At 46.4% G+C, this 23564-nt stretch carries 19 protein-coding genes and 1 pseudogene; 13 read left to right on the top strand and 7 right to left on the bottom strand.

Features of this window, described 5'->3' with window-relative positions:
- Nucleotides 1–83 precede the first annotated feature (83 nt).
- Nucleotides 84–590 carry a YraN family protein gene (locus tag H6F66_RS22280; RefSeq protein ID WP_190425612.1) on the bottom strand — a complete coding sequence of 169 codons (507 nt, stop codon included), beginning with the start codon at nucleotides 588–590 and terminating at the stop codon, nucleotides 84–86.
- 17 nt (nucleotides 591–607) lie between these two features.
- On the opposite strand from H6F66_RS22280, the gene H6F66_RS22285 reads away from it, so the two are divergent.
- A complete protein-coding gene (locus H6F66_RS22285) occupies nucleotides 608–1117 on the top strand; it encodes a pentapeptide repeat-containing protein (protein ID WP_190425613.1) in 510 nt (169 codons plus the stop codon).
- Nucleotides 1118–1186: 69 nt separating this feature from the next.
- Here the strand turns inward: H6F66_RS22285 and dnaG are convergent, their stop codons facing one another.
- Complete coding sequence (gene dnaG, locus H6F66_RS22290) at nucleotides 1187–3160, bottom strand: DNA primase (protein ID WP_190425615.1); 1974 nt, start codon at nucleotides 3158–3160, stop codon at nucleotides 1187–1189.
- A 215-nt stretch (nucleotides 3161–3375) separates the two neighbouring features.
- Between dnaG and H6F66_RS22295 the strand changes: the two genes are divergently transcribed.
- The 9 genes from H6F66_RS22295 (at nucleotide 3376) to H6F66_RS22335 (ending at nucleotide 13572) form a co-directional block, all read left to right on the top strand.
- Nucleotides 3376–4473, top strand: a complete 1098-nt coding sequence (locus tag H6F66_RS22295) for an adenylate/guanylate cyclase domain-containing protein (protein WP_190425618.1) — start codon at nucleotides 3376–3378, stop codon at nucleotides 4471–4473.
- A gap of 624 nt (nucleotides 4474–5097) precedes the next feature.
- A complete protein-coding gene (locus tag H6F66_RS22300) occupies nucleotides 5098–5907 on the top strand; it encodes an HpsJ family protein (RefSeq protein WP_199295174.1) in 810 nt (269 codons plus the stop codon).
- Nucleotides 5908–5996: 89 nt separating this feature from the next.
- Complete coding sequence (locus H6F66_RS22305; protein WP_190425622.1) at nucleotides 5997–6893, top strand: glycosyltransferase family 2 protein; 897 nt, start codon at nucleotides 5997–5999, stop codon at nucleotides 6891–6893.
- Between the two features lie 291 nt (nucleotides 6894–7184).
- Nucleotides 7185–7907: a DUF502 domain-containing protein gene (locus H6F66_RS22310; RefSeq protein ID WP_190425625.1), complete on the top strand. Its 723-nt coding sequence runs from the start codon at nucleotides 7185–7187 to the stop codon at nucleotides 7905–7907.
- Nucleotides 7908–8040: 133 nt separating this feature from the next.
- Nucleotides 8041–8667 carry a transcription antitermination factor NusB gene (gene nusB / locus H6F66_RS22315; protein WP_190425629.1) on the top strand — a complete coding sequence of 209 codons (627 nt, stop codon included), beginning with the start codon at nucleotides 8041–8043 and terminating at the stop codon, nucleotides 8665–8667.
- A 188-nt stretch (nucleotides 8668–8855) separates the two neighbouring features.
- Nucleotides 8856–10592, top strand: coding sequence for a signal recognition particle-docking protein FtsY (gene ftsY / locus H6F66_RS22320; RefSeq protein WP_190425631.1), 1737 nt, complete (start codon nucleotides 8856–8858; stop codon nucleotides 10590–10592).
- A gap of 80 nt (nucleotides 10593–10672) precedes the next feature.
- Nucleotides 10673–11482, top strand: a complete 810-nt coding sequence (locus tag H6F66_RS22325) for an Rpn family recombination-promoting nuclease/putative transposase (RefSeq protein ID WP_190425633.1) — start codon at nucleotides 10673–10675, stop codon at nucleotides 11480–11482.
- Nucleotides 11483–11578: 96 nt separating this feature from the next.
- Nucleotides 11579–12913, top strand: coding sequence for a glycoside hydrolase family 10 protein (locus tag H6F66_RS22330; protein WP_347269417.1), 1335 nt, complete (start codon nucleotides 11579–11581; stop codon nucleotides 12911–12913).
- Between the two features lie 122 nt (nucleotides 12914–13035).
- Nucleotides 13036–13572, top strand: a complete 537-nt coding sequence (locus tag H6F66_RS22335; protein WP_199295175.1) for a hypothetical protein — start codon at nucleotides 13036–13038, stop codon at nucleotides 13570–13572.
- Nucleotides 13573–13590: 18 nt separating this feature from the next.
- Here H6F66_RS22335 and H6F66_RS22340 read toward each other — a convergent pair whose 3' ends face one another.
- The 4 genes from H6F66_RS22340 to tig form a co-directional block, all read right to left on the bottom strand.
- On the bottom strand, nucleotides 13591–14523 hold the full coding sequence (locus H6F66_RS22340; protein WP_190425635.1) for an alpha/beta hydrolase: 933 nt from the start codon (nucleotides 14521–14523) through the stop codon (nucleotides 13591–13593).
- Nucleotides 14524–14803: 280 nt separating this feature from the next.
- Nucleotides 14804–16144, bottom strand: a complete 1341-nt coding sequence (gene clpX / locus H6F66_RS22345) for an ATP-dependent protease ATP-binding subunit ClpX (protein WP_190425637.1) — start codon at nucleotides 16142–16144, stop codon at nucleotides 14804–14806.
- 9 nt (nucleotides 16145–16153) lie between these two features.
- Nucleotides 16154–16849, bottom strand: a complete 696-nt coding sequence (gene clpP / locus H6F66_RS22350) for an ATP-dependent Clp endopeptidase proteolytic subunit ClpP (protein ID WP_190425640.1) — start codon at nucleotides 16847–16849, stop codon at nucleotides 16154–16156.
- Between the two features lie 153 nt (nucleotides 16850–17002).
- Nucleotides 17003–18463 (bottom strand): trigger factor, encoded by a 1461-nt coding sequence (gene tig, locus H6F66_RS22355; protein ID WP_190425643.1) that lies wholly within the window; start codon nucleotides 18461–18463, stop codon nucleotides 17003–17005.
- 430 nt (nucleotides 18464–18893) lie between these two features.
- On the opposite strand from tig, the gene H6F66_RS22360 reads away from it, so the two are divergent.
- The 3 genes from H6F66_RS22360 to H6F66_RS22370 all read left to right on the top strand — a co-directional run bounded on the left by H6F66_RS22360 (nucleotide 18894) and on the right by H6F66_RS22370 (nucleotide 22903).
- Nucleotides 18894–19937: an aspartate-semialdehyde dehydrogenase gene (locus tag H6F66_RS22360; RefSeq protein ID WP_190425646.1), complete on the top strand. Its 1044-nt coding sequence runs from the start codon at nucleotides 18894–18896 to the stop codon at nucleotides 19935–19937.
- A 111-nt stretch (nucleotides 19938–20048) separates the two neighbouring features.
- Nucleotides 20049–20933 (top strand): 4-hydroxy-tetrahydrodipicolinate synthase, encoded by an 885-nt coding sequence (gene dapA / locus H6F66_RS22365; RefSeq protein WP_190425649.1) that lies wholly within the window; start codon nucleotides 20049–20051, stop codon nucleotides 20931–20933.
- A gap of 209 nt (nucleotides 20934–21142) precedes the next feature.
- The gene (locus tag H6F66_RS22370) at nucleotides 21143–22903 is read left to right on the top strand and encodes a ribonuclease J (RefSeq protein ID WP_190425652.1); all 1761 of its coding nucleotides are present in this window, start codon (nucleotides 21143–21145) and stop codon (nucleotides 22901–22903) included.
- A gap of 153 nt (nucleotides 22904–23056) precedes the next feature.
- On the opposite strand, the pseudogene H6F66_RS22375 reads toward H6F66_RS22370, so the two are convergent.
- Nucleotides 23057–23515, bottom strand: a pseudogene (locus H6F66_RS22375) (glutathione S-transferase family protein); the annotation flags it as partial.
- Between the last annotated feature and the right edge of the window lie 49 nt (nucleotides 23516–23564).

Genomic DNA, 23564 nt, shown 5'->3' on the forward strand with positions numbered 1-23564 from the left:
TGGCTAATTATTTAAAAGTAATTAGCCATTAAATGTAGGGTGAATGCCCGCCAAAGCGAGGGACTGGTGGGTATTGCTAATATTTAATCAAAAGCAGACTGGATGTAGTCTTGTACACTCAGATGGTATCCTAAGAGCGTCATCTCCCCAGGTTTTGGTGAAGCAACCGAGGCAGGTTGAGAAAGAAGCGATCGCACACATCTGACAAGAGCGACATCAAAACGGCAAGAAAGATTTGCTAAATCTGGGTTATCCGCTAGAAAAAGCTCCGCTGTGCGCCAAAGTTTTGCTTGCTTTTTCGCTGTAATTGCCAGCATTCCATCCGCATCCCAATTTCCCCGACTGCGAGTTTTAACCTCGACAAATGCTAAGACTGGCTCAAGGGAATTGGGGATTGGGTATTGGCTAGACTTCGGGAAAGCTTCCTTGTCCCCAGTCGAGCATTGTCGCGCAATTATGTCTATCTCTCCCCAGCGACAACGCCAGCGACGATGCAGAATTAAGAAACCTTGTGAATGTAACCATTGAGCAACCAGGTCTTCTCCTAAAACACCGATATTGGGATAATGAGATAGACGACGGTTTTCCATCTTCCTCTGGAAGCAGCATGAATTTTAGGCTAAACAATCGGATTTCGACAATTTTACTGGGTTTGTTGCTGGTAGCGATCGCATCTTTAACAGCTTTCGGCGCGATCGCCACTCCTGCCCTAGCTGAAGACTACAACAAAGAATTCTTGATCGGTGCAGATTTCTCAGGTAAAGTGCTTACGGACTCCAGCTTTACTAAAGCCAATCTTCGCAGCAGTAACCTGAGTCATACAGATTTGCGGGGTGTCAGCTTCTTTGGCGCTAATCTTGAAAGTGCCAATTTAGAGGGAGCCGATCTCAGAAACGCTACCCTAGACACTGCTCGTTTCACTAACGCTAACTTAACTAACGCTATTTTGGAGGGAGCGTTTGCCTTTAACTCCAAGTTTGAAGGTGCCATCATTGATGGAGCAGATTTTACAGATGTCTTGTTTCGTCAGGATGTGCAAAAACAGTTGTGTAAAACAGCTAAAGGCACCAACCCGACGACAGGACGCGAAACTCGTGCCACTCTATTTTGCCCCTAATCATTAGCCAGTATTTTACTCGTTCCCAGGCGTTCGTCTGGGAACGAAAATGTCACGACTAAGGAATACTTAGCGATAAAAATACAAAAATTGCAGCTGTTGATCTAACTCTTTAATTCGCTGTTTTGCTCGGTAAAATTCCTGACAGTAGTATTGCCGTTTATTCAAATCCAGAGAACTATCAAGATTTTTCCATAGTTCTAAAAAGTGACGATAAAGGTTTTCACACATTACCCGTTCCATACAAGCAGCGCCTGCTTTGATCAATTCCGGAGCGCGGAGAATATCGAGTTCGGCATTTTCGTCTAGATAAAATAGTCCAGACACTTGAGCCATTTCTTCAGGAAAATCAACATACAGGTTTTGTAGCGCAGATAGTAAATCTGGTGATGTTTCCTGTAAAGATGAAATTCTTAGCCACAAAAGTCGGTGGTGAGGAAGGCTAAATAATAAATCTTGTTCTTCTAAAGTATCGCTAATCAACTGTCGATATTCTGGGCAATGCAGATAAAAGCGCAACAGTAAAGCCTCGGCTCTTTCTAAAAGAGTGCTTTCAGAAGTAACAGGTAATTCTTTTTGACCTTTATTTCTATTAACAGAAGGACGAGTCTTAAACCGCTTATTTTGCTTAAGAAGATTGTTTACTAACAGAGGCACTTTTAGAGAATTGTCCTGGTTTAGAAGTTCTTCCCAGTGACGGACAATTTTGTTTAGGAGATTGTCTGTTAATAGTCCAACCCGTCGAGAATCCCCTTGGCTGAGAATTTCTCCACAGTGATTAATATAATAGGTAATCTGATCGTCATTGGTGATGTTATTTAGTAATTTCACCATTTCTGCCGTAACTTGCTGAAATTGATCTGCCTGTTTAAGATTTTTTCCTACTAAGATTTGCTGGATTTGCCAATCAAGCCAGAGAGGAGCATCAAGCAGCAATTCCCGATATTTTTCAGCGCCACCTTTGAGGATAAATTCGTCAGCATCTTTTCCATCAGGCAAGTTGAGAACTCGCAGATTCACTTGTCCTTGATAGGCGAGATTGGCAATTTCTCCAATTGCTCTTTGAGCTGCCTTGGTTCCGGCGGCATCGGCATCAAAGTTGAGTACAATTTGCTTAGATTCGGTGTAACGTAGTAGCTGTTTGACTTGATCTAAGCCCAGCGCTGTACCTAGAGAGGCGACAACGTTTTCGATTCCGTGGGAGTGGAGAGCGATCGCATCAAAATATCCTTCCACTACCACAGCCCGATCCTGCTTGCCAATAGCTTCACGGGCTTTATCCAAAGCAAACAGAATTTTGCCTTTATTAAATAATTCGGTTTCCGGAGAATTGAGATATTTCGGCTGATCGTCCCCCAGAGTTCTGCCGCCAAAGGCAATTACTCGTCCTTGAGAGTCGTGGATGGGAATCATCAAGCGATCGCGAAATCTATCAATATAGCCGCTCCCCCCATCCCGCAGCTTAATCAAACCCGCTTGTTCCACCAGCTGCGCCGGGTAGCTTTTCTGTACCACTAAGTAGCCATAGAGAATTTCCCAACCCGCCGGGGCATAACCAAGCTGGAACTTTTGAATAGTTTCTTCCGAGAGTTGCCGCTTGGAGTACAAATATTCTAAAGCCGCCTCCCCTTGGGGCTGTCGCAGCGCGTGTTGAAAAAAGCTTGCCCCCACTGCCAAAATCTCATACAGCTGCTCTCGTAGCGTTATTTGCCGCTGTAATTCCTCGCGCTGTTCCGCCTCCAGCATTTGCACCGGAACTTGATAGCGCCGCGCCAAATCCAGCACCACCTCACCAAAGGAACGTTTAGAGTGTTCCTTCAAAAAAGTAATCGCATTTCCCCCGGCTTGACAGCCAAAGCAGTAGTACATCTGCTTAGTGGGGCTGACGGTAAAACTGGGAGATTTTTCCTCATGGAAAGGACATAAACCTACATACTCTTTGCCCCGCTTGCGTAATACAACGTGTTCCGAGATGACTTCAACGATGTCAACCCGTTGTTTTACTTCCTCAATTGTGTCTGGATGCAGGCGGGGTATTTGCACGATTACCTCTTTATACTGATAAAATACATCATGATAATTGTTGATTTTTTGTTAACAAAAACCAGGGGCATACTTACTTATATTTTAATCTGGTACTAAGCTAACTCTCAGCACAAATTTAGGTCGATAAAATCAAATAGTCAGTAACGGTGATATATAAAATATACTCAAGGGTCGCACACTACTAAAATCCTTAATATATCTAGCGACACCAAATGTTTAACGTTTTTCATAGACACCAGAATAATATTGCTCTAGCTGTAGCTGCCTTGGAAAGGTATAGCATTAAACCAGAGGTACAGCAGCGGCTGAGGGCATTTTTACAACAAAGCGATCGCCGCGAATTATATCATGCTAACCCCAAACGGATTGCTGAAAAATTGCAGTTGAGCGAGCGGGAGACTTTGCGGGTTTTAGTCATTGCTCTCAAGGAGGGTATTTTAACTCTCAACTGGGACATTCAATGTCCGGCTTGTCGCGGCATCGACTTCAAACCAAAAAGTTTATCCGATTTGCGGACAAATCATCTATGTACAGCTTGTGACAGTGTATACGCTACTGATGCTGACGAGCAGGTGCGAGTTACCTTTAGTATTGATGAGAAATTGCGCCGCCTGGAAAAAGCATTTGACGATCCGGCCTTTCGTGCCAAAATTGATGCGGAATATGGTGTGGTTTCGGGACACCAATTGCTGACTCTACAAACCTTCCGCGATTTGTTTCCTCGCGAGACGATACTGCCTAATGAAAGTTTGGTGATTCAGCGGGTGGCAATTTTATTTACCGATTTGGCTGGTTCGACGGCATTGTATGCGCGGCGAGGAGATTCGCGGGCTTATAATTTAGTGCGGCAACACTTCGATCTGTTGTTTCATGTGGTAGATGCTCACAACGGTGTCGTCGTCAAAACGATAGGGGATGCGGTGATGGCAGCATTTACTGTGCCAAGTGATGCCATGCAAGCTGCGATCGCTATGAACCACCAGATGCAAGCTTTGAATCTACGGTTGCAACTTGCAGCAGAAGACCAGCTGATTCTTAAGATTGGCATAGATGTTGGGCCTTGTATCAGTGTCAATTTAAATGAGCGTCTTGACTACTTCGGCACCACGGTCAATACAGCAGCGCGAGTTGAAGCAAAAAGCCTTGGTAATGACATCGCTTGTACTGAGAATGTTCTGATCGACTCTGATGTTGCCAATGTTGTCAAGGATTTCCCGCGAGTCGGTAACACAATGAGCCTCAAAGGGCTGGATACGCAGATTATGGTTTATCGGATTCAACCAAAACAAGCGATCGCTTCCATAAAATAGGGATTGGGGAATAAAAAGATTCCTTTTTTATTTTGCTCTTTAATAAACAGTTATCTACTTAAATATAAACAGCTTAATTGATAAACTAATATCATATTTGGCTGTTAATAATTTATAAGGACTCTTTGCTTATTGGTAGCATAAAACATTTTCACAAGATAGATATATAGCAGCAATACCATGTACTTAAAGCTAAAAATACCAACATTACGATTTATTTGTCGGAACATCATCCAACATTCATATAGAATTTTTTGGGTGATTTTACTCAGTCCCAACCTACAACTATTCTTAAAGGAACCGTATTGAAATATATAATATTCCGATTTTTATCAAAATTATATCGATTCAGTTGCAGATTATAATTTATTTAGTAGTTGTATACGCAGTTGAGGTAAAATATAGAGTTTGTGACAAAACTTTTGATTATCGGAGGTTTTAACCTCTAGATAATCATCGCATATCGACAACAACGGGGTAAAAGCCCTCTCTTGTCATCCGGGAAACCAAGGGGTTAATAGGGCTGCTGCAATGGGTGCTTAAATGACCGGAAGACAGATAAGACACTCAGTATGTTAATCAGTTAAGTTTGATGTGGACGATCGCTAACCCAAGACAAAAGCCATGAAAGCAACTAATAGCCGTCAACCTTCCTCTATTACTTCCAACATTCTCAAGGTAGTCGGGCTGATACTGATTCTCTCCTCGCTCATTGATTATGCGGTGCTTCTGATTCCGCCTGCGACTCCCAGTAACGCTGTTCCAGAACAGGTACAGCTAGGCTTCCTACAGTGGCAACAGAACGTTACATTCCAGCTAATTAACCAAGGAGTCATTCCGATGGTTGGTCTTGCCTTTCTATTTGCTGGATTTTGGGTAGACAGTAACTCTGGCGCGGCCCGCAAAGGTTGGGAAGACATAGTGAGAATCGGAGCGCTTGCACTAGCTGGGTTGTTGGGTTTGGCATTCCTACTGCCAGTTCCCATCCTCAACATCAACAGCCTGCGTCTGTTGAACAATCAAGCTGTCGCACAAATTAACCAAAGAGCCACTCAAGTAGAAACTCAGATTGCTAGCCAATCGCAACAGGTTAGCTCCCTGCTTCAAGATGAAAAGAAGCTTACCGAGCTAGATCAGGCGATCAAGAGCGGTCAAGTGCAAGGAGAACAGCTGGCGAGATTACAGTCTCTTAAAGACCAATTGCAAAGATTAAAGCAAGATCCAAAAGCTCTAAACCAACAAGTCGATGCTGCTAAAACTCAACTTCGTGGCGGCAAACAAGAAGCACAAAAACAAGCCGAAAGTCAGTTTTTAAGATCGAGTATAAAGAATGGACTGAGCAGTTTGCTCTTAGCCATAGGCTACCTGGCAATTGCCGCACTGGGATTGACAGGCGGCATCGGGGGAGGTCGTCGTAAAGCTCAGCCACGTTAAGGTAGGGAATTAAGAATTAAAAATTCCCCAGTTTTTAATTCTTAATTCCTGAAAGAGATTGATTATTTTCCATCACGATCGGCGGGAAAATGTTCTCAATTTACATACTGACCTATAACGAAGAGCTGGATATTGCAGCTTGTATTGAGTCGGCACTGCTATCTGATGATGTGGTTGTGGTGGATTCCTACAGTAGCGATCGCACTGTAGAAATTGCCAGTCGCTATGACATCCGCGTGGTGCAACACCGCTTTGAAAGCCACGGCCGACAAAGAACCTGGATGCTCGAAGAAGTACCAGCCAAACACGATTGGATTTACATCCTAGAAGCCGATGAGCGGATGACACCAGAGCTGTTTCAAGAGTGTTTGGAAGCCATCAAAACCTCTGAGTATGTTGGCTACTACGCGGCAGAGCGCGTCATGTTCATGGGTAGCTGGATTCGTCACAGCACCCAGTATCCCCGCTACCAGCTGCGTCTGTTGCAGCGAGGAAAAGTTTGGTTTACTGACTATGGACATACTGAGCGCGAAGTCTGCGAAGGAGCCACCAACTTCCTCAAGGAAACTTATCCCCACTACACCTCTGGTAAGGGATTGAGTCGCTGGATTGACAAGCATAATCGCTATTCCACCGATGAAGCGGAGGAAACCCTACGCCAGCTACAGCAAGGGTCAGTCAATTGGCGAGAGTTGTTCTTCGGTCGCTCGGAAGTGCAAAGACGCCGCGCCTTGAAAGATTTATCTTTGCGCTTGCCCTTCCGTCCGCTAGTGCGCTTCTTGTATATGTATTTCTTCTTGGGTGGTTTTCTGGATGGGAGAGCGGGGTTTACCTGGTGTACCTTGCAGGCATTCTATGAGTATTTGATCCTGCTCAAGGTGTGGGAACTAAAGCATATGCCCTTGCCCCCTGTTGATGACTCAGCTCAACAGGGGCAAGCCGATGAGACAACCGTTGATGCGACGACACTCAGTTCTTCCTCTTAGCTCAGGGCTGGATCTCATAGAAATGCTAAAGTGTAAAGTGTGATACCAGCTGCCAAGGACTTGCAACAATTCTTTACAAGTCTTACAAATAGAGATAGGAATGGAAAACTTTTGCCTTTCCCAGCCTGCCCTAAAAAAGGAGCATCTGATGGAATAAGGTTCCAGTCCTGAGCCTATTTCTATGGTGTGGATACTACGACGAAGTTGTTTTTGCTCAAAGAGCAACCATTGGTAAAGTTGGCATTTTGTACGAATCTGCACCGCTAGTTGTAAGGAGAGAGTGGGCAATCTGTGATCCAACGCCTCAAGCAGGACTTAAAAAATGACCTGATTGCAGGTCTCTTAGTAGTCATTCCCTTGGCTACTACGATATGGCTGACAATAACTATTGCCAACTGGGTGATCAATTTTCTGACCCGCGTTCCCAAGCAGGTTAATCCATTTGATGGGATGAACCCCATCGTGGTAAATCTGCTGAATTTGGTGGTGGGGCTAACAGTGCCGCTGCTGTGCATTTTGCTGATAGGCTTAATGGCACGCAACATTGCTGGGAGGTGGTTGCTGGATTTTGGGGAGCAACTTTTGCAGGCGATTCCGTTAGCGGGGTCGGTTTATAAAACGCTCAAACAGCTATTGGAGACAATTTTAAGAGACACCAACGGCAAGTTTCGGCGGGTCGTTTTGGTGGAGTATCCTCGGCGAGGAATTTGGGCGATCGCTTTCGTCACAGGTACCATGAGCAGCGAAATCCAGTGCCAAATGGAGCGTTCTATGCTCAGCGTTTTTGTTCCCACTACGCCTAACCCCACCACAGGCTGGTATGCCATTGTCCCAGAAGACGAAGTATTAAACGTCTCAATGTCAATTGAAGATGCCTTTAAAGTGGTGGTTTCCGGAGGAATCGTTAGTCCCAACCCCATACCCTTGATGCCCCCCGCCGATGCCAACGAGCGGAAGCTGGAACCAGTGAGTTCTGAGAGCAGGTGGCAGGTTGTACCAACCGAAGAAGACTAAAAAGCAAAAGGCAAAAATCAGGAAAAAGGCAAAGATATAAGTTTTTAACTTTTTCCTTTTTAACTTTTGGCTTTTGTCATTTCTTCTAACCTTTTTCCATTTTGATTTTTGCTTTTTAACTTTTGCCTTTTATATGCAACCTCGCAGAACTGCCCGTGAATTAGCTCTCCTAAGCCTTAGCCAGCTGAGCGGGAATAAAGAAAAAGTGGCATCGCAGCAAATGTCCAATTTAATAATGGCTGCGATCCGTACCCTGACAAGTGAAGTTCGAGAAACTTTAGAGGTAGCAGCAGCAGAAGTCCAACGCGGAAGCGATCGCCTCCTGACTAGCGAAACCCGCGCTAGCGATGTCAGCAGTGCCAAAGCCATGTTGAGCGATGCTATTGAGCTAACCCAAGCAGCAATCAACCGCTTAGGAACTGCTGTAGAGTTGCCAGAATTCGTTCAAATGGCAAATCAACATGAAGTTCGCGCCTACGCATTAGAAATTCTCAGCACAGTCAACAGCAAGCGGACAGAAATTGATGACCTCCTAACCGAGGCAATGGTAGATTGGCAGTTAAACCGCTTGCCTAAAATTGACCGCGATATCTTGCGGATCGCCGTAGGAGAAATTATGTTTTTAGGAGTCCCCGATAGTCCGGCTATTAATGAAGCTGTAGAACTAGCTAAAAAATACAGCGATGAGGAAGGGCGTAAGTTTATTAACGGTGTCCTGCGTCGGGTAACTGAGAAGCTTAAGACTAAATCGCGCACTTGAAGAGAAAATTAACAGAAAATTTTTCTATAGTTTAGTAAGCAGGTCGGTGCAAATAAATTTAACTGGTTCGGGAAATTAGAGATTGGGGACTGGATATCAATCTTTACCCAGTCCCCAAAAGGACAAGTTGTATTTAATTGCGACCATCTGGTTAAAAATAAGATTGCTGCAATGTTTAAGTAGGTGCAATGGTTTTTAATTGGTTCCGTCGCCAGTTTAGTAATTCTGAGAGTGACTCCCAGGTTGAACAGCAACAAAGCGATCAAATTCAGCCGTCCGCTGAACCTGAAACGTCAGAATCAACACAGGAGCAGTCACCAGGTGTATCTGAGGATCTTCTCAGATACGCCAAAGCAGCCTATAAAAACATTCAGCAAAAGCAGGAACAAGCTGAGCCGGAAGCTGCTCCTGATGCTGGACAAGAACCATCTGCGGATGTTCCAGACACGGCAGAGGTTTCTGAATCACCAGACACTTTAATAGACACTGCCGCAGAAACCGCTAGTCTTGAGGTGGAAGATGACCTTGCTGCATCCGCAACTTCAGAAGCGATCGCGTCAGAACCAGCTGCCGAGCAAATAAATCATACTAACGCCGAGGTAGAGGAAGAAACAACACCTGAATCGGCACAAGAGGTAGAAGCGATCGCCGAAACAGGCGTAGTTATAGCACCAGAAGCACCGGAACCAGAAACAGAGAGTGCGATCGCCGAAACAGGCGTAGTTATAGCACCTGATAGTGTTGAAACACAGACAGAGGAAGCACCCCCCACCCCCGTACCATTCTGGGCAAAAGAAGACCGACAAGCACGACTAGAACGGCTAAAAGCAACCGCAATAGAAGCGCCCGAACCAGAACGGGTACAGGCACCAGTACAGCCTGCGGCAACAGCAGTGACCGAGGAAGTGCCAGGACTTGCTTTTGATGAGGGTTTCATGTGGTCAGCCCAAGTGCTGGCAACTCAAGGGCGGCGTGCAGAAGATGTCTCAATTGAAGAAATCACTTGGCTAAAGCGACTGCGCCAAGGTCTGGACAAAACCCGTCGCAGCTTGATTAACCAGCTCAAAGCCATCGTCGGTCAAGGGCCGTTGAATCAAGACGCGGTGATGGAGATTGAGGCGCTGCTGTTGCAGGCAGATGTCGGCATAGAAGCGACAGATTATATCATAAAAACGCTACAAGATAGGCTGCGAGAGGAAGTGCTGCCTCCAGATCAAGCGATCGCTTACCTGAAGAAAATCCTGCGTGACTTACTCGACAAACCTATTCAAGAATCCTACAGCCCCACCTTTGTCCCAACAAAAGACACCCTGAATATCTGGCTGATGACTGGAGTCAATGGTGCGGGTAAAACGACCACTATTGGCAAAATTGCCCATTTAGCCCAGAAATCTGGCTATAAATGCTTAATTGGCGCTGCCGATACCTTCCGCGCCGCCGCAGTCGAACAGGTGAAGATTTGGGGACAGCGTAGCGCTGTAGAAGTGATTGCCAACCCCGGACAGAACACCGATCCGGCGGCAGTGGTGTTTGATGCCATTACGGCAGCACAGGCACGAGGTACAGAATTACTCCTCATCGACACAGCAGGTCGTCTCCAGAACAAGAAAAATCTGATGGAAGAACTGGGCAAAATTCGCCGGATTGTCGATAAAAAAGCCCCCAACGCCCAAATAGAAGCCCTCCTCGTTCTAGATGCTACTCTCGGACAAAATGGCTTGCGTCAGGCAGAAGTATTCTCACAGGCAGCAAAACTTAGCGGCGTAGTATTGACAAAACTTGATGGAACTGCTAAGGGAGGCGTAGCTCTAGCTGTAGTGCAGCAGCTAGGCTTGCCAATTCGCTTCATTGGTGCTGGTGAAGGCGTAGAAGATTTACGTCCATTTTCCAGCTACGAGTTTGTCGAAGCTTTGCTGAGCGGTTGATAGTCTGTTACGCTGATTTTTAAGCTTGAAAACCCGTGTTCTTGAAGAACACGGGTTTTTGATTTTTCTACAGCCTGTGCATGAAAACAGACAGCATTTTCTATCAGATGTTTCAGACCTTCCCTGGCATCTTTTTTGAACTCATTGGTCAATCATCAACTGAGGGTAACGCTTATGAATTCAAGTCAGTGGAAGTCAAAGAAACAGCTAAACGTATTGATGGAGTATTTGTTCCCTCTAAGCAAAGCCGTAAACCCATCTACTTTGTTGAAGTCCAGTTTCAACCAGACGATATCTTTTACTATCGATTATTTACCGAAATTTTCCTTTATCTCGGTCAAAATAAACCTAAAAAAGATTGGCGTGCAGTGGCAGTGTTTTGCCGAAGAAGTATCGACCAAGCAGTGCCAATAGAATATCAGCGACTGCTGCTAAGTCAGCAAGTACAGTGGGTGTATTTGGATGAATTGGAGGAAACCGCAAATCCATCAGTAGGTTTGGGGATGGTGCGGTTAGTAGTTGAGAATGAAGATACAGCCCAGACGCTGGCTAGACAGTTAATTCAGAAGGCACAACAAGAGCTTGAGGATGAAGCACTCAAGCGAAAGGTTTTAGAATTGATTGAGACGATATTGGTCTACAAATTTACTCAATTAAGCCGTCAGGAGTTAGAAGCAATGTTTGGATTAAGTGATCTAAAACAAACCAGAGTCTATCAAGAAGCTAAGGAAGAGGGCAAGCTAGAAGGCAAACTAGAAGGCAAACTAGAAGGCAAGCTAGAAACAGTGCCTCGCTTGTTACAGCAGGGGTTGAGTGTAGAACAAATAGCTGAGGTTTTAGAGTTGGACATCGAAGCGGTGAGGAAGGTAGCTCAACAATCCGATAGCTGATAAGATAGCGATCGCAAAGTTGCTGCTAAATTTTTCAGACCAGGGGGAAGACTTACGCTTATTTTCCAGCTACGAGTTTATGGAAGCTTTCGCTGAGTGACTAGAAAGCGTCACAAAGGCAGAAAAGGAAAACAGAACCGGAATCCAACCTGGTTCATTTCTTGGCTATGCTTGGCAGTAGCGATCGCATTGTCAATTTATCCTCCCCAGTTTAAAGCAAATCCCCCAACGATTTCAGCTTCTACGGAGTTAAGAGGCGTTTGGCTGACCAATGTTGCCAGTGGCGTGCTATATACGCCTTGGGGAATCAACAGAGCATTAGACCAGCTATCTCAACTAAACTTCAACACCGTCTATCCGGTAGTCTGGAACCGAGGAAATACCTTCTATCCCAGTTCTGTAGCCAAACGGGTAACTGGTCGTTCTCAAGACAGAGGACTGAAGATTCTACGGCTAGGAAACGATGTTTTGGCGCAGATAGTCGAGCAAGGAAATCGACAGCGGCTTAGGGTGATTCCTTGGTTTGAGTATGGCTTCATGGCTCCGGCTGGCTCAAATCTGGCGAAGCGTCACCCCGGCTGGATCTCACTTCGTGGGGACGGTACAAAGATGCTGACGCCAGATATAGAACCAAACTTGCTTAAACCCGCAAAGCCAAATGTTGAACCTTCCTCTCGAAAAATTCAACAATTCATCCGCAAACAGTTGACTCGAAAAGTAGTTTGGCTCAATCCTCTGCACCCGGAAGTACAGCAGTTTATTCTCGATTTAATTGTTGAAGTTGTCGAAAAATATGATGTGGCTGGGATTCAATTAGACGATCATTTTGGCTTACCTGTTGAGCTTGGCTACGACCCCTACACAATCAGACTATACCAACAAGAACATCAGGGAAAAAGTCCCCCGACTAATCCGAAAGATTCCGAGTGGATACGCTGGAGAGCAGACAAAATTACTGATTTTATGCAACGAGTTTTCCAAGCTGTAAAATCCGTTAATCCTTACTGTCTAGTGTCCTTGTCTCCTAACCCTTACAACTTTGCCTATAGATCCTATCTCCAAGATTGGCAGACTTGGATAAAGCGTGGTTTGGTGAATGAGTTAGTTTTACAGGTGTATCGCGATGACTTGAAAACTTTTGCTGCGGAATTGTCGCAACCAGCAGTGCAGATGGCTCGTGGTCAGATTCCCGTCGGTGTGGGGATATTATCAGGGTTATGGGGTCGTCCTGTGGACATGAAGCAAATTCAGGGGCAGGTTCAGGTGGTGCGCGATCGCGGTTTTAATGGGGTATCCTTTTTCTACTGGGAAAGTTTATGGAGTTATATGTCTCCAGAGTCACCCAAAAAACGCCGAGAAGCTTTCCGTTCGCTTTTTCCCGCAAGCGCTACGCAACCAAAAGTTTTGCCGAAGTCGCCTCCAACCGGATAGTATAAGTGGGTCTTAATACCGTTTGGCTCTTACGTTGATTGTTTCCTACTGCTGAAAATACTTCTCAATCTAAAATCAAAAAGCCAAAATCTAAAATTGGATGCTTTTTCTGGCTGCAATGGATGTTAGTTACTTGTGTAGGTTTTTTAGTTAGTTTGCTCTGGGTGGAAATTGGCGATAGAACCGATATTAAACTTGTAGAGGGCGCAATAGGTGCAAGCGCGATCGCATTTTCTCAAGCGTTGGTTCTCAGACAGCATCTTGCGATCGCTTGGTGGTGGATATTAGCGAGTATAGTCAGTTGGGGTTTAATCGGGGGCAGTGGTATGGGTGCCATAGGCTGGGTTGCCCCCGGAACGTTGCTTTCTGAACCTAGAATAATCTTCGGTGTCTTGAATGGGACAATTGTAGGCGCAATGCTTGGGCTGGGGCAATGGTTGGTACTCAGGCAGCAAGTCAAAAAAGCTTGGACGTGGATCTTGGCAAATGCTGTAGGCTGGGCGATAGGGCTGCCTATCGGCTGGACTGTAGGTGGAATTTTGCGCCAGACTACCCGCCTATTCTTCAGCGAATTAATCGGTTTGACCTTAGCATGGGTTGTAGTCGCTGGAATTACAGGCGTTGCCTTGGTTGTGTTGCTGAGGGGAAAATCTGCCTGAGTATAATAATGATCGCAACTAGGACGCTACAGTTTGGTCGAAACTTCGCTCAGTGCCTATTCCCAAAAACTCTTGCACTACCTTAAGATAAGCTTCTGGTGCTTCCAGCATGGGAAAGTGAGCAGTATCGGGAATCTCGACATACTCCACCTTGTCACTCAATCCTGCGGCGACGCGCCCCATCGCGGCGGGGATAATGATATCGTATTCACCAGCTACTATAAGTGTTGGAACGGTAAGCTTGGCGAACTCATTAGGCATCACTTGGGCTGCTTTTTCGCTAACCGAGGTAATCATGGTGCCTACAGCAGCTTGGTAATCTGCCATCAGAAAATCGTCTAAAAAAGCACGACTGATTGCACTGGGTAGGGGACGATGCACGAATCGCTTCATAAACATCTGGTCAACGAGGGGAAGCTGATACAGCCAACGGGGACGGAATTTGACGACATAGCCGCCAAATTTATGAAAAGCTTTAAATGCTTTTTCGTCGTATTCAAAAACGCCGCTACAGGTTAAAATTGCTTTTTCTACTAGCTCTGGGTAGCGGTTGAGAAAAAAGACGGCGACAGATGCTCCCATCGAGTGGGCATTAACATAGACGCGATCGCACTGCAAGGTCTCTAATAACCCTGCTAAGTCGTCAGCGTATTCCTCCATTTCATAAGTCAACTCTTGGGCTGTAGCAGGTTCTTCTGCCAGTGGCGAGGATTCTTCTGCTAGGACGTTACCGTTCCCCACAGGCGAAAGTTTACGCGATCGCCCGAATCCTCGCATATCATAAAGCAAGCAGTCAAAAGTCTCCGAAAGGGCTTTAGCAGGGGTTTCCCAGTAACGAGAAGATCCACCCCAACCGTGCATGAAGACCATTACTGGCTTTTTTTCACCATCTTTCGGTGTCTTGATCCATTCGTAGTAATGCGAAGTGCCGCGAACTTGAATTTGAGGCATTTTATGACTTTTTAGTTTTGAGTATCTAGGGTAGTACCCATCCCAATACATCTCTCTTAACCTCTCCCCAACCCCCCTCCTTTTAGGAGAGGGCTTTAATTTGTTCCCTTAGGAGGGGGCTTTGATTTGTCCCCCAAACCCCTACTAGGGAAGGGTCTAGGGGGCTAGTTCTGCCTTATAAGAGAAAATATTGGTGTTTACCCTACTATTATGTAAAAAACCCGCTTTCCAGAGAAAACGGGTTTATATATTTTCAGCTTTTTTGTACCACTGCTACAAATTATGCAGATTCAGGCTTGGGCATAGAGGAAGGATGCACGATCAATTCCGCAGTAGAACGCTTCTCTACCATTTCTCGCGTAATGGTACATCGAGTCACATCCTTGCGGGACGGCAACTCATACATCACATCCAGCATTAATTCTTCAACAATTCCTCGCAGCGCCCGTGCGCCAGTTTTCCGCCGATACGCTTCTTGCGCGATCGCCCGCAGCGCATCCGGCTTAAAGTCTAGCTGCACGTTGTCCATCTTCAGCAACTTCTGGTACTGCTTCGCCAACGCATTCCGAGGCTCAGTCAAAATTGCCATCAGCGCTTCTTCATCCAGCGGATCGACGACCGCCACCACTGGCACTCGACCAATAAACTCTGGAATCATCCCAAATTTCACCAAGTCGTCCGGCTCCAAGTGCCGCACAATATCCGCTGTGCGTTTTTCTCTTGGTTGCCCTTCACCACCTTGAACAAAGCCTATTGACTTTTTGCCAATTCTCTGCTCTACAACTTTCTCCAGACCAACAAAGGCACCACCACAGATAAACATGATGTTGCTCGTGTCAATTTGGATGCAGTCCTGATAGGGATGCTTCCGTCCACCTTGAGGCGGCACGTTGGCGATTGTCCCCTCCAGCATCTTCAGCAAAGCTTGCTGTACGCCTTCACCGGAGACATCCCGCGTAATTGAGGGATTTTCGCTCTTGCGGGCGATTTTGTCAATTTCATCTATGTAGATGATTCCCCGCTGCGCCTCTTCCACATCCAAGTCTGCCACCTGCAACAGTCGCAGCAGGATATTTTCCACATCTTCTCCGACATACCCTGCTTCCGTCAGAGTGGTAGCATCTGCTACAGCAAAGGGTACATCCAGAATGCTTGCCAGCGTTTGTGCCAGAAGTGTTTTCCCGCAACCTGTGGGGCCAATCAGGAGAATGTTCGATTTTTGCAGTTCTACCTGATCGTCATGCCCCGCTTTGCCATTATTTTTAGATTGGATAAAACTCAGGCGCTTGTAGTGGTTGTATACCGCTACCGAAAGCACTTTCTTGGCTTCGTCTTGACCAATTACGTGTTCATCGAGATACTTTTTCAGTTCTCTCGGCTTGGGAATTTGGCTCAGAGAGAGACTAGAGGAACGGACGCGGCGCTTCTGGGGAGGTTCGGCACGGGGAACCGGCTGAGGTGCTGGAGTCCCAGAGTCCAGTAGCTCCTCATCTAAAATTTCATTACACAGGTCAACGCATTCATCGCAAATGTAGACTCCCGGCCCGGCAATTAATTTGCGTACCTGTTCTTGGGACTTGCCACAAAACGAACATTTCAGATGGGAGTCGTACTTAGACATACTTGCCTCTTATCTCAGTGAAGTGACAGCTGCTTCCGCGTGGGGAAGGTTCTGCCTGGAGATGACCTGATCGATGAGACCGTAATCTTTGGCCTCAGCCGATGACATAAAGAAATCGCGCTCGGTATCTTCCGATATTTTCTCAAACGGTTGACCCGTGCTGTGAGCCAGTAACTCGTTCAGTTTTTGCTTATGATAAAGAATTTCTTTGGCTTGAATTTCGATATCAACTGCTTGTCCCTGAGCTCCGCCGAGGGGCTGGTGAATCATAATCCTGGCACTGGGTAGAGCCATGCGCTTACCCTGCGCTCCACCTGCTAACAAAAACGCCCCCATGCTGGCTGCTAATCCATAGCATATGGTAACAACATCAGGCCGTATTTGCTGCATTGTGTCATATATTGCCATACCAGATGTCACCGAACCGCCGGGGGAGTTGATGTACATCTGAATGTCTTTTTCCGGGTCTTCTGCGTCTAGAAACAACAGCTGAGCCACAATTGAGTCAGCCACCACATCGTCAACCGGAGTCCCTAAGAAAACGATGCGCTCCCGCAGTAGCCGCGAGTAAATATCAAACGCCCGTTCCCCCATACCGGATTGTTCCACCACCATAGGAACAACGTTGCTTGAACCGAAGGCGGAGTATATATCCGGTTTTCTTTGGCTTGTGATTTCGTAATTCCGGGATAGAGATATAACCATAAACGAGCGAAGTCTAACCCTGCACTGTCAGGTGAACTGGCGAGTGGTTCTTGATCCACTATACTTCCGTTATATCCGAATCCGCTGTTTTTGACCATCACGGACTGTTGATAGGGGTGTAGGGGCAGTTTTTTGCTTGCCCCTATGGTTTATTCACTCTAGAGAGGATTCGGCATCTGGTTGTGCCGTCTGGGTGGTTGCTTCTGTAGCTTCAGTTTCCTCTGCCGTTTCGGTTTCTGTTGCTTCGGTAGCGGTTACTTCAACTTCAGTTTCCTCGTCTTCCTCTGGCGTGAGAGTGCCTTGGGGAACCAGTTCAATTGTGCCGTGTTCTTCTAGCCAGCTAATTGCTTTTTCTTTGAGCAAATCGGCTGAGACAATGGTATGCAGCCGTTCCCTGTCGATGTTTTGGTCGTCTGGAAACTGCTCTAGCAGCTCATTGACTCTGGCTGTAATGGCTTCTGGTTCTGCTTGGAGAGATTCGCGCTTGGCAATTTCTTCTAGGGCTAGGGATTGTTTGAGTCGGTCGATGGCTTCGGGACGCGATCGCGCTCCCATTTGCTTGACCATCTCCGGCGTAAACATGGACTTGACATCAATCCCCATCTGCCCCATTTGCATGATGGTTTGACGCAGCATCGTTTCAACTTCTTGCTGAATCATGGTTTCCGGCAGGTCAGCTTCAACTTTTAAGAGCAGTTCGCTGACGAGCGCTTGCTCCTTATTAGCCTTTGTTTCTTGCTCAGCTTTGTCGCGAAATCTTTTTTCTAAAGACTCTTGTAACTCGGCTAAAGTCTCAAACTCGCTGACTTCTTGGGCGAAATCATCATCTAACGCTGGTAACTCTTTTTCCTTGAGGTCTTTGAGTGTGATGCTGAAAATAGCTGTCTTCCCTGCTAAATCTTGGCGATAATCTTCCGGAAAATTCACCGATATCTGTTTCGTCTCGCCGGAACTCATGCCCACAATGCCATCGACAAATTCTTTGAGAAACTTGCCTTCAACTAGCTCAATTTGAGCGTCTTCGGCTTGACCCCCAGCAATACTTTCAGTTTCTTCACCTTCTGGTTCGTCCGCTAAACGGCTACTATAATCCACCACTGCTACATCTCCCATTTGCGCTGGGCGACCTTCCACAGGGATTAAGTTGGCTAATTCGGCGCGACGCTCCTCTAAGAATTTTTCCACAGTGCTAGGGTCATAAGGTACTTCCTCCGCCTTGACGGTAAGACCGGTGTAGTCCCCTAACGATACTTCCGGCTGGACATCCACCGCAGCTATAAACGTCAGGGGTTCTCCTGGTTTGAACTGACCCACTAACTCATCGAAATCGGAACGCAGCTGATAGTTGCCAAGCGGCTCAATTGCTTCTTGCTTAAGAGCCTGCTGGAGACTACTTTGAATCAATTCTTCCAGGGCAGTTGCTTTAATCCGTGTCTGCCCCAATTGCTGTAGCAGGATTTGGCGAGGCACCTTTCCTTTGCGAAACCCAGGAATATTGACTGTACGGGCGAGCTTTTGGACTACCTGCTCGTAGGCATTTTTTGACTGATCCGGTGGAATTTCAATTTCCAAGCCAATCCTGCTCTGGGGGAGCTTTTCCTGGGTAACTTTCATCAGATAACTTCTCTAGAAACTAAAGCGCACAAGGTTGATAGCGATTCTACAGCAGGCTTGGAAGACGGTCGGTTAAAGCCAAAGAAGAACTCTAGCGTCTCAACCCCGTGATATCCTAGTTTTGCAACAGTTGCAGCCAGTGTAGATAAAACCTTACTATCCCTATTGTTGACATATTTGATGATAGTACATCGACAGCACGCGCTTTCACTCAACCAGAATCTAGCTTTTCCTTCTTTGGCACGGAAGTTAGGTTAAGGGAAGTTCTAGATATGTAAAATTCCTTTGAGATATTCTAATAGAAGCAGTAAGAGTCTGTGTCCTTGCCCAAGCACAAATATTACAAATATTACAAAAAAAACCTAACAGATTGCTTAGGCTCGATACCGAAAGTTTTTGAATTATATGTATTCAAGAGGAGGAACCATCTTTGTCTGATTCCTATCGCGTTGCCATTCTCGGAGCCACGGGTGCAGTAGGTACGGAGTTATTAGAACTTCTGGAAGCCCGTAACTTTCCCGTAGCAGACTTGAAGCTGTTGGCTTCAGAACGTTCTGCTGGTCGAACCATGTCATTTAAGGGCGAAGATTTGCCTGTAGAGGCAGTAGGCGATCGCTCGTTTGATAATGTAGATTTAGTTCTAGCTTCTGCTGGCGGCTCTACCTCTAAAGCTTGGGCGCATAAAGTGGTAGACGCTGGGGCAGTCGTAATTGATAATTCCAGTGCCTTTCGCATGAACCCCGAAGTTCCCCTAGTGGTTCCAGAAGTGAACCCAGAAGCAGCAGCCACTCATCGGGGTATAATTGCTAATCCTAACTGCACAACAATTTTGATGGCAGTGGCTGTTTGGCCCCTGCATCAAGTGCAGCCAGTACAGCGCATTGTTGTCGCCACCTACCAATCGGCAAGCGGTGCGGGTGCAAGGGCGATGGAAGAAGTCAAAACACACAGCCGGGAAATTTTAGAGGGAGAGTCGCCAAAACCGGGGATTTTTCCCTACACGCTGGCATTTAATTTGTTTCCCCACAATTCCCCAATGACTGAAGTAGGGTATTGTGAAGAAGAACTGAAAATGCTCAACGAGACGCGCAAGATTTTCGGTGCATCAGAACTGCGAGTAAGTGCGACTTGTGTGCGGGTTCCCGTACTCAGAGCGCACTCAGAAGCGATTAACCTAGAATTTGAGCAACCATTTCCCCCAGCCAAGGCGAAGGAAATATTAGCGACTGCTCCGGGTGTCAAGCTGGTGGAAGACTGGCAGGCAAATTATTTTCCCATGCCAATTGAGGCCAGCGGTCGCGACGAAGTTTTAGTAGGTCGAATTCGTCAAGATATTTCTCATCCGTGCGGATTGGAACTGTGGTTGAGTGGAGATCAGATACGCAAGGGTGCGGCGCTTAATGCCATCCAAATTGCGGAATTGTTGGTAGAACGGAACTGGCTCCAGCCTGCTACTGAATTAAGTTATAAGTAATCGACTTATACCAGCAAAATTTTGGATTTTAGATTTTAGATTTTAGATTGTAGCTTCTTAATCCAAAATCCAAAGTCCAAAATTCAAAATCGAAAGAGGAGTTAAAAGAGTGTGGTAAATTTTGGGCGCGTGATCACCGCGATGGTGACGCCATTTAAGGAAGATGGCGCTGTAAATTACGCCGTTGCAGAAGAGCTGGCGGCGCATTTGGCAGAAAATGGTAGTGATGCTTTGGTAATATGCGGCACAACTGGGGAATCTCCTACTCTGACTTGGGAAGAAGAGTATGAGTTATTTCAGGTTGTACAAAAGGCAGTAGCCGGAAAAGCTAAGGTAATCGCAGGTACGGGGTCAAATTCGACGAAAGAAGCGATCGCAGCTACTCAAAAAGCCGCTAAAATAAGAGTAGATGGATCTTTACAAGTCGTACCCTACTACAACAAGCCCCCCCAAGAGGGACTGTATCAGCACTTTGCAAGCGTCGCCCAATCTTGCCCAGACCTGCCCCTGATACTCTACAACATACCTGGTCGTACAGGTCAGAATCTCCAGCCAGAGACAGTAGCTCGTCTGGCAGAAATCCCGAACATTGTGGCAATTAAGGAGGCAAGTGGCAACCTAGACGCAGCCAGTCAGATTCGACGGCTGATACCAGCAGAATTTCAGATATACGCTGGGGATGATTCCCTAACTTTGCCTTTATTATCAGTTGGCGGTGCTGGGGTAATAAGTGTTGCCAGCCATCTGGTAGGCAAACAGCTGCAACAGATGATTCAAGCCTTTGAAAACGGTCAAACTAAAGTAGCAATCGATATTCACCTACAACTTTTTCCATTATTCAAAGCTTTGTTTTGTACGACTAATCCTATTCCCATCAAAGCGGCGCTAAAACTGCAAGGTTGGGATATTGGCTCGACTCGTCCACCACTCTCCCATCTACCAGACTCAGATAGGCAAATGTTAGAGGCAGTAATGAAGCAGCTGACTTTGATTTGAGGCGACGGTAGAAAGGAAAAAAAAAGGAAAAAAGCAAAAAAAGAAGTTTCTTTTTTTAAATTTTTACTGGCTAAAGTCGCTAATACCAGGCAAAAAGAACAAGGCAAAAAATTCCTATTTTAGGCTTTCTCTTTGCCAAAGTCGCTGTAATTTATGCAAATTTTCAACTGTTTTGTATTGACCGATCTTGATTTATTACAAGGAACCACATGACTAAGAACGAATCCGCACCCGCCCTGAAAGTTATTCCCCTCGGCGGACTGCATGAAATTGGGAAAAATACCTGTGTGTTTGAATATAACGATGAAATCGTGCTGTTGGATGCGGGATTAGCTTTTCCCAGCGAATCCATGCACGGCGTGAACATCGTCCTCCCCGACATGACCTATCTGCGGGAAAATCGCCACAAAATCAAAGGTATGATCGTCACCCACGGTCACGAAGACCATATCGGCGGGATAGCATATCACCTCAAGCAATTTGATATCCCAGTCATCTATGGCCCGCGTCTAGCAATGGCATTGCTAGAAGGTAAATTGGAAGAAGCTGGGGTTTCCAATCGGACGACCCTAAAACGGGTAGCACCCCGCGAAATGGTGCGAATTGGCGCTTCATTCTTCGTCGAATTTATTCGCAACACTCACTCGATTGCTGATAGCTTCACAGTCGCTATCCACACGCCCCCTGGTGTCGTTATCCATACGGGTGACTTCAAGATTGACCACACGCCAGTTGATGGAGAGTTTTTTGATTTACAAAGACTGGCTGAATACGGCGAGAAAGGCGTTTTATGCCTGATTAGCGACTCGACTAACTCGGAAGTACCGGGATTCACGCCTTCGGAGCGATCAGTTTTTCCGAATCTCGACCGCTTTATTTCTCAGGCAAAGGGAAGGGTGCTATTGACCACTTTTGCTTCGTCAGTCCACCGAATCAATATGGTTCTGGAACTGGCGCAAAAGCACGGACGGATGGTGTCCGTGGTAGGCCGCTCGATGCTGAATGTGATTGCTCAGGCACGCAATCTAGGATATATCAAATGTTCCGACAATTTGTTCCAGCCTTTGCAGTCGATTCACCAACTGCCAGATGAGAAGGTATTGATTTTAACTACCGGTTCTCAGGGTGAACCTCTTTCAGCAATGACTCGTATTTCTAACGGCGAACACCGACAAGTGAGAATCCGTGCGGGCGATACGGTGATATTCTCGGCAAACCCAATTCCGGGAAATACAATTGCCGTGGTAAATACCATCGACAAGCTGATGATGCAGGGTGCAAATGTGGTTTATGGTCGCGACAAGGGGATTCACGTTTCCGGTCACGGCTGTCAGGAAGACCAAAAGCTGATGATTGCCTTAACTCGTCCGAAGTTCTTCTTACCAGTTCACGGAGAGCATCGGATGCTTATCCAGCACTCCAAGACTGCCCAGAGCATGGGTATCCCTGCGGAAAATATGGTGATTATTGACAATGGGGATGTCGTAGAGGTGTCGGAAGATAGCATCAAAGTGGCGGGTAAGGTTCCGTCTGGCATCGAATTAGTAGATAATTCTGGCGTGCTGAAAGCTAATGTGCTGAAAGAAAGGCAGCAATTGGCAGAAGATGGTGTTGTGACGATCGCTGCGGCGATGGACTGGGAAGGTAAGCTGACTGCTAAGCCGGAAGTTCACCTGCGCGGTGTGGTGACAACGATGGAACGCGATCGCCTACAAACTTTGGTACGCGAAACTCTAGAAGGAATTTTGAGCGATCGCTGGTCAGAATTCGCCCGTGTCTTGGACGATGAACCGTTAGAAGTTGACTGGGCAGGAGTGCAAACTCAATTGGAATCAGCGCTACAACGCCTGCTGCGGCGTGAATTTCAGAGCCGCCCTCTGCTAGTGTTCTTGCTGCAAGCTCCAGAGGAACCGCCTACTAAGCTTGCTGGAAGACGTCGCCGCCGTTCTACTGCGAAAGTAGCTTCCTAGACAAAGAAGAGACTTCTGGCAAAAGTATTTGTGTAGGCACACCAATTTAGTTGTGCCTACACAAACAATGCCGTATTAGGGTTCAAGAAATTGTTCGATATTGCAGCCAACAATCCCCGCGCTTTTTGCTGCGGGGATTGTCTGCATGAGTCTTTAGGAGTTCTGTGCAGCTGCCATGCGAGCTATCATAGGAGACGACTTAAAGGCTTCCATTATCTCTGGGGTAGCTTCCGTAGCTTGCCAAGAAGGACGTGCTTGAATGCGATCGCACCAAGCATTCAATTTGGGATAGCCACTTAAGGACACGCCGCCCCTTGGCAACCAGGGTAAAACAGTACCAGCTAAAGGTTCAGCGAGAGTTATATTTTCACTGCCAAAGAATGGGCGCTCGTCTAGCAAACTCTCAAAAAACTTCAGCACTATGGAGATTTTCTGCAATGCCTGCTCGATTTTTTCTGGATCTCCTGCTGACAACCCTAACATCACGGGGGACAATGGGACTGTAGCGGGCAATAGTTCGTTTGTCGCCAGTTCCACCATCCCCACAATTGCTAAATCTTTAGCATCGCTAGGCAGCATTGCAGGTGTAGGGTATTTTGCCTCTAAGTAATCTTTAGCATGGAGAACCTTAAGAAGGGGAAGGTGGGCAGAGGTTGGGGAG

This window comes from Trichocoleus sp. FACHB-6 (genome assembly GCF_014695815.1).
Lineage (GTDB): Bacteria > Cyanobacteriota > Cyanobacteriia > Cyanobacteriales > FACHB-T130 > Funiculus > Funiculus sociatus.

Bases quoted from the DNA above. Each gene is read 5' to 3' on its own strand.
- tig (WP_190425643.1), bottom strand. From the start codon at position 18,463: ATGAAAGTTACCCAGGAAAAGCTCCCCCAGAGCAGGATTGGCTTGGAA.
- H6F66_RS22340 (WP_190425635.1), bottom strand. From the start codon at position 14,523: ATGCCTCAAATTCAAGTTCGCGGCACTTCGCATTACTACGAATGGATC.
- H6F66_RS22370 (WP_190425652.1), top strand. From the start codon at position 21,143: ATGACTAAGAACGAATCCGCACCCGCCCTGAAAGTTATTCCCCTCGGC.
- H6F66_RS22285 (WP_190425613.1), top strand. From the start codon at position 608: ATGAATTTTAGGCTAAACAATCGGATTTCGACAATTTTACTGGGTTTG.
- H6F66_RS22325 (WP_190425633.1), top strand. From the start codon at position 10,673: ATGAAAACAGACAGCATTTTCTATCAGATGTTTCAGACCTTCCCTGGC.
- H6F66_RS22280 (WP_190425612.1), bottom strand. From the start codon at position 590: ATGGAAAACCGTCGTCTATCTCATTATCCCAATATCGGTGTTTTAGGA.
- ftsY (WP_190425631.1), top strand. From the start codon at position 8,856: ATGGTTTTTAATTGGTTCCGTCGCCAGTTTAGTAATTCTGAGAGTGAC.
- clpX (WP_190425637.1), bottom strand. From the start codon at position 16,144: ATGTCTAAGTACGACTCCCATCTGAAATGTTCGTTTTGTGGCAAGTCC.
- clpP (WP_190425640.1), bottom strand. From the start codon at position 16,849: ATGGTTATATCTCTATCCCGGAATTACGAAATCACAAGCCAAAGAAAA.
- H6F66_RS22335 (WP_199295175.1), top strand. From the start codon at position 13,036: ATGTTAGTTACTTGTGTAGGTTTTTTAGTTAGTTTGCTCTGGGTGGAA.
- H6F66_RS22300 (WP_199295174.1), top strand. From the start codon at position 5,098: ATGAAAGCAACTAATAGCCGTCAACCTTCCTCTATTACTTCCAACATT.
- H6F66_RS22295 (WP_190425618.1), top strand. From the start codon at position 3,376: ATGTTTAACGTTTTTCATAGACACCAGAATAATATTGCTCTAGCTGTA.
- H6F66_RS22305 (WP_190425622.1), top strand. From the start codon at position 5,997: ATGTTCTCAATTTACATACTGACCTATAACGAAGAGCTGGATATTGCA.
- nusB (WP_190425629.1), top strand. From the start codon at position 8,041: ATGCAACCTCGCAGAACTGCCCGTGAATTAGCTCTCCTAAGCCTTAGC.